The following is an 11505-nucleotide window of genomic DNA, read 5'->3' as shown; positions in this document are numbered from 1 at the left end:
AGCCCGATGAGTCAGGCCGCGCAGAATCTGAACTGGTTGATCACCAACTTCGTGGACAACACCCCCGGGGTGTCCCACACGGTGGTGGTCTCCGCAGACGGCCTGCTGCTGGCCATGTCCGAAGGATTCCCGCGCGACCGCGCCGACCAGTTGGCGGCGGTCGCCTCCGGGCTCACCTCGCTGACCGCGGGCGCCTCCCGGATCTTCGAGGGCGGCGCTGTCAGCCAGACCGTGGTGGAGATGGAACGCGGGTTCCTCTTCTTGATGTCCATCTCGGACGGCTCCTCGCTGGCCGTGCTCGCCCACCCGGACGCCGACATCGGTCTGGTCGGGTACGAGATGGCCCTCCTGGTCGACCGCACGGGAACCGTCCTCACCCCGGACCTCCGTGCCGAACTCCAGGGCAGCCTGCTCCACTAGGCGGCGACGAACCGGTGACCGACACGCTTGCCCCAGGTACCGCACTCCAACCCTCGCCCGTCCGGCCGTTTCAGCCCCCCACCGGCCCCTTCAGACGGCAAGCCGACCCCTTGCCGTCACGCCCGGAGGATTCATGACCCCGCCACCCGCCTCACCCGATCCGTACGGCGCACTGCACCACGCGTCGTACGAGGGTGAAGGCGACCAGCCGCTGGTCCGTCCGTATGCCATGACCGGCGGCCGGACCCGGCCGCGCTACCAGCTCGCCATAGAGGCCCTGGTCTCCACCACGGCCGACCCGGCGCATCTGGCGACGCTGCTCCCGGAGCACCAGCGGATCTGCCACCTCTGCCGTGAGGTCAAGTCGGTGGCCGAGGTATCGGCCCTGCTGTCGATGCCGCTCGGTGTGGCCCGGATTCTCGTCGCGGACCTGGCGGAAGCCGGCATGGTGGCCATCCACCAGCCGGGCAACGGAGAGGCCGGCGGCGCGCCGGATGTGACACTGCTCGAAAGGGTGCTCAGTGGACTTCGGAAGCTCTAGCGGCGGTGCGGCCCGGGCCACCACCTCGGCAAAGATCGTGGTGGCGGGCGGTTTCGGCGTGGGTAAGACCACGTTCGTCGGTGCCGTTTCGGAGATCAACCCGCTGCGCACGGAAGCCGTGATGACGTCCGCGTCCGCGGGCATCGACGATCTGACGCACACCGGCGGCAAGACCACCACGACGGTGGCCATGGACTTCGGCCGTATCACCCTGGACCAGGACCTGATCCTGTACCTCTTCGGTACACCCGGTCAGGACCGGTTCTGGTTCATGTGGGACGACCTGGTCCGCGGCGCGATCGGCGCCGTCGTCCTGGTGGACACCCGGCGTCTCGCCGACTGCTTCCCGGCCGTCGACTACTTCGAGAACAGCGGCCTGCCGTTCGTCATCGCCCTCAACGGCTTCGACGGACACCAGCCGTACACACCGGACGAGGTGCGCGAGGCCCTGCAGATCGGCCCCGACACCCCGATCATCACGACGGACGCCCGCCACCGCGGCGATGCGAAGAGCGGTCTGATCACGCTCGTGGAGCACGCGCTGATGGCCCGGCTGAAGTAGCCGAAAGCTCGCCGCAAGTCGGTAGGGGCATACGGCAGTTGCTGTACTCACACGGGGGTGGACTGTGTCCTTTGACACGATCCGCCCCCGTGTTCATAACGTTTCGACAGAGAATTACCCCGGCTTCGACACCGGATGCGTTCGGCCGGTATCACTGTGCTCACATGAGCCCCGCCTTTTGACGGGGCTCGCTCTTTATGCCCGTTTTATCTGAGGCTTGGACCACTCGGAATGGCTCATTCCAAGTGTTTGGAAGCGGGCCGGTCGCCGTGCTGCAATTCGACGAAACTCCCGAGTAGTACGGCCCTGAACGAAAACGGCACAGCGTAGGTGCCGACGCCGAGAGGTTGTTGGTCGAGTGAGGCGTAGCAACGAGGGCTCCGCGCTTCAGCCGGAGCGGGGCAATTTCACCCCGCCGCCGCGCAGCGCGGCGTCATCCGCCGATGTGTCCGAACAGGGGCCGACCGGGGGCAGCACCAGCCGACTGGCCCCTCGCAACTGGCGGGTGCCCACCCGGCTGAACGCGATCCTTCTGATCCCTGTACTGGTCGGCCTCGTCATGGGCGGCTTCCAGGTGAAGGGGTCGATCGACACGTGGAAAGAGGCCCAGGACGCCGAGAAGACCGCGCTGATCGTCCGCGCGGCTTCGGAGTACGGGCAGGCACTGCTCGACGAGCGTGACCTCTCCGCGCAGTCCCTGCTGTCGAACAAGCGTGACGCCGCGATCGTCTCCCAGGTGCGGGCCACCACCGACGCCGCCGCCGCCAAGTTCGACGACGCCGTGCAGGACATGCCGAAGAAGCAGGGGCTGGAGCGCCGTCTCCAGCTGTTCAAGCAGGAGGAGCCCAAGCTTCCCGAGCTGCGCCAGGCCGCCTACGCCGAGGCCCTGGACCCGGTGAAGACGGAAGAGGGCTACGTCAAGGTGCAGCACTCCCTGATGGAGTTCTGCAACGAGCTCGGCCTCGGCACCGGCAACATCACCAGCTACGGCCGTACGGTCTACGCGATCGAGCTGGCCAAGGCAGCAGAATCGCTTCAGCGCTCCATCGGTATGCACCTGCTGGTGCGCCCGAGCCAGGAGGGCCCCAAGTTCGACGCCCAGGTCAAGGCGTTCGGCTCGTACAACTACCTGGAGCAGATCGCCCTCCGCGAGTTCGTCTCCGGTGGCACGGAGGCGGACTCGGCCCGGCTGAAGCAGGTCATGGCCGCCAAGGCGGCCGAGGGTGCGAAGAAGCTGAAGACCGCCAAGGAGCAGGCCGACGCGGCCGGTGTGCCGTTCGTCGCGCCGCCCAGCATCGACGGCTCGGTCTTCGACGGGATGGCCCAGCAGATCGGCCAGGGCAAGTCGCCCGAGAAGCTGGCCGCCAAGGGCATCACGCCCGAGACCTGGATGGCCGCCGCGACCGCCAAGTTCGACGGCTACACCACGGTCGAGGAGGAGCTCGTCGACAAGGCGGTGACCGAGGCGGCGGACATCTCGTCCAGCGCCAAGACCGACGCCGTCGTCAACGCCGCGATCGTGCTGGTCGCCCTGCTCGCCGCGTTCGTCCTGGCCGGGCTGATGGCCCGCCAGATGAGCCGCTCGATGCGCCAGCTGCGTACCGCCGCCTTCGGGATCGCCGAGCAGCGGCTGCCGATGCTGGTCGACCAGCTGTCGCGGACCGAGCCGGGCCGGGTCGACACCCGGGTCCAGCCGATCCCGATCACCAGCCAGGACGAGATCGGTGAAGTCGCCCGCGCCTTCGACCAGGTGCACCGCGAGGCGGTCCGGCTGGCGGCCGAACAGGCCATGCTGCGGGGCAACGTCAACGCGATCTTCACCAACCTGTCACGCCGCAACCAGTCGCTGATCGAGGGCCAGCTGACCCTCATCACCGACCTGGAGAACAACGAGGCCGACCCTGACCAGCTGGAGAGCCTCTTCCGGCTCGACCACCTGGCCACCCGTATGCGCCGCAACGGCGAGAACCTCCTCGTCCTCGCCGGCGAGGAGCCGGGCCGCCGCTGGAACCAGCCGGTTCCGCTGGTCGACGTCCTGCGGGCCGCCTCGTCCGAGGTGGAGTCGTACGAGCGCATCGAGCTCTCCGGTGTCCCGGAGACCGAGATCCACGGTCAGGCCGTCACCGACCTCGTGCACCTGCTCGCCGAACTGCTGGAGAACGCCACCACGTTCTCCTCGCCGCAGACCAAGGTCCGCGTCACCGCGACCCGGCTGCCGGACAGCCGCGTGATGGTCGAGATCCACGACAAGGGCATCGGCCTCACCGCCGAGGACTTCGCGGACATCAACCACAAGCTGGCCAACCAGCCGACCGTGGACGCCGCGGTCTCCCAGCGGATGGGTCTCTTCGTGGTCGGCCGGCTCGCCGACCGGCACGGCATCCGGGTCCAGCTGCGCCCCTCGGGCGAGCAGGCCGGAACCACCTCGCTGGTCATGCTGCCGGACGCGATCACCCACGGCGGCGGCGGCGAGAACCTCGGCTCCGCGGGCCCTCAGGACGACTTCACCGTCTCCTCGATCATCCCGGAGCAGTCCTCGATCGAGCCGGAGCCGCAGCAGCCCCGGCTGCGTACGGCGGCCGAACTCGGCTTCGACGACTCCCGGTACGAGCAGCCGGCCGACGCCGCGCAGCTGAACCCGGTGGGCCGCTCGCTGATGCGCGAGGAGCGCCGGGCGGCGCTGGAGGCCCAGACGGGCGGAGAGCACCCGCAGTTCGCGGACGCCTCCTTCTCGGACACCCCCTACACGGTGGACGCGTACGCGCAGGAGCCGTACGCGCAGGAGCCGCAGCAGGAGCAGGAGCAGTACGTACAGGCCGCGTACGACAGTTCCTACGACCCGTACCGCGGCGACACCAGCTATCCGGAGCACTCCGACTACGCATCCCAGGGCGGCTATCCGGAGGCGCCGTATGCCACCCCGGAGAGCGCTCAGCAGGGTTACGAGGAGCAGTTCCCGGCCCAGCCCCACCAGGAAGAGTGGGCAGATCAGGGCACGTACCAGGGTGCGCACGAGCCCATACCGCAGGCCGAACCGGAATCTTTCCCCGGCGCTCCCGCGGAGTCGCGGGAGCGCGTAGGCTTCGACCGTCCGGGCCCCACCCCGAACGTCGGCCACGAGCTGACCGATGCCGGTCTGCCGCGCCGGGGCGGTCAGCAGCACTGGCAGCCCACCGGCCGCGGAAACGACCAGCCCGTCTCAGCCGAGCAGCAGCAGCCGCAGCAGCAGGAGTTGCCGCAGCGGCCGTCGCCCGCGCAGCAGGACGGGAACGGCTCCGACGACTGGCGCTCGACCAACGACGAGCGCTGGGAGCGGGCCGAGAAGCTCCGGGAGCCGAAGGCGGGCGGGGTCACCCCGTCCGGACTTCCCCGGCGGGTACCCAAGGCCAATCTGGTCGAGGGCACGGCGGAGCAGACCCAGCAGGGCGGCCCACAGGTCTCCCGCGCCCCTGAGGACGTCCGGGGCAGGTTGAGCAACCTGCGCCGGGGCATTCAGCGGGGACGTAACGCTGGTTCGGACGTAAGTACTACCTACAACCAGGAGCGTTAGTGTGAGCCCGATGAGCCAGGCGGCGCAGAATCTCAACTGGTTGATCACCAACTTCGTGGACAACACCCCCGGGGTGTCGCACACGGTGGTGGTCTCCGCCGACGGACTCCTGCTGGCCATGTCCGAAGGATTCCCGCGCGACCGTGCCGACCAACTGGCGGCCGTTGCTTCCGGTCTGACCTCTCTGACCGCCGGCGCTTCGCGGATCTTCGAGGGCGGCGCCGTGAACCAGACCGTTGTGGAGATGGAGCGCGGATTCCTCTTCATCATGTCCATCTCTGACGGATCTTCGCTGGCAGTTCTTGCACACCCGGACGCCGATATCGGTCTGGTCGGGTACGAAATGGCACTTCTGGTCGACCGTGCGGGCAGTGTCCTCACACCCGATCTCCGTGCCGAACTGCAGGGAAGTCTTCTTAACTAATAGACAGGCGGTGCGTTTCGCGCCACCGCACCATAAGGTGCGTTGGCGCGGCCCCACTGGGACCGGGACCGGGAGTCGGAGGAGGAATCGTGGCAACACCCACAGGCGGACACCAGTACGACGGTGGTCAGCAGGTACCGGGTGCGCACGGGGACAACCGTTTCAACTTCCCCTCCACGCCCACCAGACAGGGCTCGCAGCAGCCCTATCAGCCGTATCCGCCCCGACAGGCACAGGGCGGCGGGTGGCCCCGGACCCAGGACGGTGAGTGGCCCCAGCAACCGCAGCAGCCTCAGCGGCCGCACCGGTTGGATGGGCCCCAGCAGCCACGGATTCAGCCGGTGCAGCCACGGCGGGCCGCCGAGCCCGCCGCACCGGCGGAGCACAACCCGCTGGTGCGTCCGTACGCCATGACCGGCGGCCGGACCCGTCCGCGATACCAGCTCGCCATTGAGGCGTTGGTCAGTACCACGGCCGATCCGTCCCAGCTGCAAGGGCAGTTGCCCGAGCACCAGCGGATCTGCCGGCTCTGCTTCGAGATCAAATCGGTTGCCGAGATCTCGGCGCTTCTCTCGATCCCCCTCGGCGTTGCCCGGATCCTCGTAGCCGACCTGGCCGAGGCCGGACTCGTCGCCATCCATCAGCCCGGCGGCGACGAGTCCGCCGGCGGCCAGCCAGATGTGACACTGCTCGAAAGGGTGCTCAGTGGACTTCGCAAGCTCTAGCGGCGGAGCAGCCCGCTCCACTACCTCCGCGAAGATCGTGGTGGCAGGGGGCTTCGGCGTGGGTAAGACCACGTTCGTCGGTGCCGTTTCGGAGATCAACCCGCTGCGCACCGAAGCCGTGATGACGTCCGCGTCCGCGGGCATCGACGATCTGACGCACACCGGGGACAAGACCACCACGACGGTGGCCATGGACTTCGGCCGTATCACCCTGGACCAGGACCTGATCCTGTACCTCTTCGGTACACCCGGTCAGGACCGGTTCTGGTTCATGTGGGACGACCTGGTCCGCGGCGCGATCGGCGCCGTCGTCCTGGTGGACACCCGGCGTCTCGCCGACTGCTTCCCGGCCGTCGACTACTTCGAGAACAGCGGCCTGCCGTTCGTCATCGCCCTCAACGGCTTCGACGGACACCAGCCGTACACACCGGACGAGGTGCGCGAGGCCCTGCAGATCGGCCCCGACACCCCGATCCTGACCACGGACGCCCGCCACCGGGCGGATGCCAAGAGCGCGCTCATCACGCTGGTCGAGCACGCGCTGATGGCCCGCCTGCGGTAGTCTCCGGCAGCCATGCGGAAGGCCCCGCACTCCTTCGGGAGTGCGGGGCCTTCCGGGTTGCGCGGCCTTCTGCCGCGCGGTGTCCTCGATCGCCGGACGGGCTGAACCGAAACGCCGGACGGGCTTGGGATCAAGCCGGTCCGGCGATCGAGGACAGGGGGTCTCAGCCCTGCCAGGAGTGCGGGGCACGGAAGCCCGGGGTGCGCTCCAGGCGGCGCCAGCCCGCGGAGGTACGGCCCCGGTGGACCGGGGCGGCGGGCTTGGCCGCGGCGCGGGCGAGCAGGACCGCTGTTATGGCGGCCAGCTCCTCGGGGTCGGCAAGACCCTTCTCGACGCGCAGCACGGACTCGGCAGGAACAGCGCTCATGGATGTGTCTCCGTCTTCTCGGCAGTATGCGGCGGGCTGTGCGGGGTGGTGCGGCAGCCGCGGTTACTGCGGGGGGTTCCCGTGCTTGCGGGACGGCAGATCGGCGTGCTTGGACCGGAGCATCGCGAGCGAGGCGATCAGCACCTCGCGGGTCTCGGCAGGGTCGATGACGTCGTCGACCAGGCCGCGCTCGGCGGCGTAGTACGGATGCATCAGTTCGGCCTTGTACTCCTTGACCATGCGGATCCGCATGGCCTCCGGGTCCTCGGCGTCGGCGATCTGCCGACGGAAGATGACGTTGGCGGCACCTTCGGCGCCCATCACGGCGATCTCGTTGGTGGGCCAGGCGTAGGTCAGGTCCGCTCCGATGGACTGGCTGTCCATCACGATGTACGCACCACCGTAGGCCTTGCGCAGGATCAACGAAATCCTCGGCACCGTGGCGTTGCAGTACGCGTAGAGCAGCTTCGCCCCGTGCCGAATGATTCCACCGTGCTCCTGATCGACGCCGGGCAGGAAGCCGGGTACGTCCAAAAGAGTGATGATGGGAATGTTGAATGCATCACACATCTGAACGAAGCGGGCCGCCTTCTCCGACGCCTCGATGTCCAGGACACCGGCGAGGGACTGCGGCTGGTTGGCCACGATGCCGACGACCTGGCCGTCGAGCCGGGCCAGGGCGCAGATGATGTTGCGGGCCCAGCGCTCGTGGACCTCCAGGTAGTCGCCGTCGTCGACGAGCTCCTCGATGACCTTGTGCATGTCGTACGGGCGGTTGCCGTCGGCCGGCACCAGGTCGAGCAGGACGTCGCCGCGCCGGTCGGCCGGGTCGTCGCTCGCCACGGTGGGCGGGTTCTCCCGGTTGTTGGACGGGAGCATCGACAGCAGGTACCGCACCTCGGCGATGCAGGTTTCCTCGTCGTCGTACGCGAAGTGTGCGACGCCGGAGGTCTCGGCGTGCACATCGGCGCCGCCGAGGCCGTTCTGCGAGATCTCCTCACCGGTGACCGCCTTCACGACGTCGGGTCCGGTGATGAACATCTGGGAGGTCTCGCGGACCATGAAGACGAAGTCGGTGAGGGCGGGGCTGTACGCCGCGCCGCCGGCGCACGGACCGAGCATCACGGAGATCTGCGGGATGACACCGGAGGCGCGGGTGTTGCGCTGGAAGATGCCGCCGTATCCGGCGAGCGCGCTGACGCCCTCCTGGATACGGGCACCGGCGCCGTCGTTCAGCGAGACCAGTGGGGCGCCCGCCGAGATCGCCATGTCCATGATCTTGTGGATCTTGGTGGCGTGGGCCTCGCCCAGCGCGCCCCCGAAGATCCGGAAGTCGTGTGCGTAGACGAAGACCGTGCGGCCCTCGACCGTGCCCCAGCCGGTGATGACACCGTCGGTGTACGGCTTCTTCTCCTCCAGGCCGAACCCGGTCGCCCGGTGCCGGCGCAGCTGCTCGACCTCCTTGAACGAATCCGCGTCCAGAAGCAGCTCGATGCGCTCACGCGCCGTCAGCTTGCCCTTGGCGTGCTGGGCCTCGGTCGCCCGGTCGCTCGGTCCGCGCCGGGCCTGCACGCGCAGCGCCAGCAGTTCGGCCACCCGGCCACGGGTGTCACTCGGCTCGCCCGGGGTTTCGTCCACAACGGTCATGTATCGACCCTACGAACCCGGTCAAGAAAATCCTGCCGTCGACTCCGTACAGTCTCCTGACCCGTTTCCTGGTGGAGCCCGACAGAACCGTTACCTCATGCAGGCGAACCACCAGCGGAACGCGGTCCCGCTTTGTGAGAGTTCCACAAAGCGGGACCGTGGTGTACCGCACAAGTCCGTCACTCCGGGCATGTAGGCCGTTTGTGCGTACCGCACGCAGGAGCGGCGCTCCGGAGCCGCTGCCCAGGGGCTGATCCGAAAGAAAGACCCCTACCGTGCCTCACAGCGCAGGCTAGCGCCTGCCGTACCCGGTGCGAACCGCAGGACCAGGCGGCGGCCGGTGGCTCGCACCTCGATCCCCGGGTCGGCTGAGACGACCTCGCGCACCGGACGCTCCCACACCACGTCCACGGGCGTCCCGGTCCGGTCGGGCCCGCTCAGACACACCGTCGTCGAGTGACGCCCCTCCCGTACGAGCACGCTCGCCGGGGCCGTGACGGAGAGCGGGCCCGCCGTGCCCGGCTGCCAGAAGTTGACGGCGGTCAGCCCCAGCGAACGGACGGCGACGCCCTGCTGGTCCGCGGTGTTGGCCAGGACGGTCAGCCACTGCCGGTCCGCCGCGCGGGCGGCGAGCGTGCGGCGGGAGGCGCCCGGCATCAGCAGATAGAGGTACGTGGCGTCGGTGGGGTCGGTGCCGTGGTCGAGCCAGAGGGTCTGCCAGTGGCGGGTCCGCCGCTCGGTGGAGCTGGTGGTGTTGATGTCGGACCAGGCTCCGGTCCTGGCCTCCCGCAGCGTCCGCAGGGCGGCGCCGCCGGGCAGCACCCAGCCGCCGTGTCCGTCGAGGTGTGCCCAGCGCGGACGGTCGCCGCCGTCGATGGTGAACGCTGCTGAGGGGTCCGGGCCGAGGTTCCGGTTGTCGACGATCGTCTCGACCGGGACCCCGTCGGCGGCGCTGATGCCCGCGCCGAGGCAGATGACCGCATCGGCGGCGCAGAACCAGGACTTGCGGGCCTGCAGAGTGGATCCCAGGCCCTTGACGTGCTGTCCGACGGCGGCGAACTCGCCGTCGTGCGTGCCGCCGACCCACTGCACGGCGGGCCGGGGTTCGCCCCATTCGCCGCCCGCGCGGTCGGCGAGTCGCTTGGTCGAAACGGTGGTGCCGGGCAGGCGGTACCAGTCGACGGTCGGCCAGAACCAGTCGGTGTACTGGTCGCCTCCCGAACGCCCCTGCCACCAGTAGAGCATCCCGGCCCCGGTGTGCCAGCCGCGCGGGTTCTCCCCGTTCCCGCACTCGTACGAGCTGATCCGCTCCGATGCCATGGAGAGGTTGGCGACCCAGCCCGGGCGGCGGTGCACGGCCCGGTCCATGGCGGTGAAGAGCGTGTGGCCGACGGGTTCGGGGGCGGCGGGGACGGCGTCGGCGGCGACGGCCGCCAGGCGGGACAGATCGGCGACGCCGAACTGCGGAGCGGTGAGGATCGGGGTGACGGTGTCCCGTTCGATCCACCCCTTCACCAGGGCGTTCCACCGGTCGCGCTCGCCGGAGGAGGCTCCACCGGCGAGGAGCGCGATGGCGGCGATCAGACCCTGCCCGTGAAAATGGTCGCTCCGCATGACCTTGCGCTCGTCGCTCCTGAGCAGCCCTCGGCTGATGGCACGGCCGTTGACGCTGTCCATCATCAGGCCGTCGTGGATGAGCGGCGCGTAGGCGTGCTCGACACTGTCGAGGATGATCTGCCGGTTGGGGTCGGTGACGGCCCAGCTGGACCCGGCGAGCAGTGCGAAGAGCCGGCCGAGGCCGTCGAGCATGACCTGCCCGTACGTTCCCGAGTAGGCGACCCAGGTGTGCTGGACGAACGACCCGTCGGCGTAGAGGCCGTCCCCCTTCGTCACGTACGGGAAGACGGGCGAGAGGGCGTCGCGGGCCAGGGCGGTCTTCGCGGGGGCGCGCCCGAGGATGCCGCGCAGGGTGACGGAACGGCAGAGGTCGACGCGGTTGGCGCCGGTGGACGTGCCACTGTAGTCGCCGAGCATGGCGTCGGGGATGAAGTGGTCCACGGCTGCGCAGGCGGCCTGCCGCTGCTCCTCGGTGAGGTGGTCGTGGAGGACGGCGACGATGTCCATGAGGAGGCGTGGGCTGCCGATCTGCCATTCCCACCAGTTGCCGTACCGGGTGGTGGCGGGGTTGTAGATCGTCGCTGCAAGGTGGTCGAGCCCTCGGACGATGTCGGCGAGGAGCGCGGTGTCACCGGTATGGCCGGTGCCCTGCTGGGCGTACGCCTGGGTCATCGTCCACAGGTGGCTGTAGCTCGCGGTGATGCCGGACGGCGGGTCGAAGGGCCGGTCGGCCCAGAGGGAGGCCCCGGCGGGGGCCATGGTGGCGCGGAACCCCGCGGCGAGTCCACCGGTCTCGGCGAGCCGCGAGGCATAGGGCTCGGCGGCGGCGTCGTATCCGGTGCCGAGCGCGAGATCGACCCAGCGCAGCCGGAGGGTGTCGAACTCGTCGGCGGCTGCGTCGGCGGCGTGGGCCTGTCCGGGGAGGGCCAGGCCGAATGCGGTGGCAGTACTGGTGGCCAGAAAGGCACGGCGTGACCAGGCGGGCAGGAGTGACACAACAAGACCTCCGGAACCTCAGTGGTGTGGACCGAGCGCCCACCGGTTTAGCAGGCACCCGTGGGAACGGGAAGGGAGGCGGGACCGAGACCGG

The 11505-nt window shown here is 69.2% G+C and carries 10 protein-coding genes; 7 read left to right on the top strand and 3 right to left on the bottom strand.

From position 1 onward, the window contains the following. The first annotated feature begins 6 nt into the window (after positions 1 to 6). The 7 genes from AB0I23_RS02235 (at position 7) to AB0I23_RS02205 (ending at position 6784) form a co-directional block, all read left to right on the top strand. Positions 7 to 420, top strand: coding sequence for a roadblock/LC7 domain-containing protein (locus AB0I23_RS02235; RefSeq protein ID WP_037689952.1), 414 nt, complete (start codon positions 7 to 9; stop codon positions 418 to 420). A 133-nt stretch (positions 421 to 553) separates the two neighbouring features. Beyond that, entirely contained in the window at positions 554 to 961 is a 408-nt protein-coding gene (locus AB0I23_RS02230; protein ID WP_266981123.1) for a DUF742 domain-containing protein, read from the top strand. Next, positions 942 to 1523, top strand: coding sequence for a GTP-binding protein (locus AB0I23_RS02225; protein ID WP_359106038.1), 582 nt, complete (start codon positions 942 to 944; stop codon positions 1521 to 1523). The genes AB0I23_RS02230 and AB0I23_RS02225 overlap by 20 nt, the downstream gene beginning before the upstream one ends. 358 nt (positions 1524 to 1881) lie before the next feature. Continuing rightward, positions 1882 to 5073, top strand: a complete 3192-nt coding sequence (locus AB0I23_RS02220; RefSeq protein WP_359106037.1) for a sensor histidine kinase — start codon at positions 1882 to 1884, stop codon at positions 5071 to 5073. 10 nt (positions 5074 to 5083) lie between these two features. Further along, positions 5084 to 5497: a roadblock/LC7 domain-containing protein gene (locus tag AB0I23_RS02215; RefSeq protein WP_006127847.1), complete on the top strand. Its 414-nt coding sequence runs from the start codon at positions 5084 to 5086 to the stop codon at positions 5495 to 5497. Positions 5498 to 5586: 89 nt separating this feature from the next. Continuing rightward, positions 5587 to 6222, top strand: a complete 636-nt coding sequence (locus AB0I23_RS02210) for a DUF742 domain-containing protein (RefSeq protein ID WP_359106036.1) — start codon at positions 5587 to 5589, stop codon at positions 6220 to 6222. Then, complete coding sequence (locus AB0I23_RS02205; RefSeq protein ID WP_014048542.1) at positions 6203 to 6784, top strand: GTP-binding protein; 582 nt, start codon at positions 6203 to 6205, stop codon at positions 6782 to 6784. Before AB0I23_RS02210 ends, AB0I23_RS02205 begins: the two co-directional genes overlap by 20 nt. Before the next feature lie 163 nt (positions 6785 to 6947). Here the strand turns inward: AB0I23_RS02205 and AB0I23_RS02200 are convergent, their stop codons facing one another. The 3 genes from AB0I23_RS02200 to AB0I23_RS02190 all read right to left on the bottom strand — a co-directional run bounded on the left by AB0I23_RS02200 (position 6948) and on the right by AB0I23_RS02190 (position 11402). Beyond that, complete coding sequence (locus tag AB0I23_RS02200) at positions 6948 to 7151, bottom strand: acyl-CoA carboxylase subunit epsilon (RefSeq protein WP_359106035.1); 204 nt, start codon at positions 7149 to 7151, stop codon at positions 6948 to 6950. Positions 7152 to 7214: 63 nt separating this feature from the next. Then, entirely contained in the window at positions 7215 to 8798 is a 1584-nt protein-coding gene (locus tag AB0I23_RS02195) for an acyl-CoA carboxylase subunit beta (protein WP_359106034.1), read from the bottom strand. 270 nt (positions 8799 to 9068) lie between these two features. Next, entirely contained in the window at positions 9069 to 11402 is a 2334-nt protein-coding gene (locus tag AB0I23_RS02190) for a polysaccharide lyase 8 family protein (RefSeq protein ID WP_436846863.1), read from the bottom strand. Positions 11403 to 11505 lie beyond the last annotated feature (103 nt).

This window comes from Streptomyces atratus, assembly GCF_040655115.1.
GTDB lineage: Bacteria > Actinomycetota > Actinomycetes > Streptomycetales > Streptomycetaceae > Streptomyces > Streptomyces atratus_D.
Note: the sequence above shows the minus strand (reverse complement) of the source record. Positions and strands in the feature narration are given on the sequence as shown.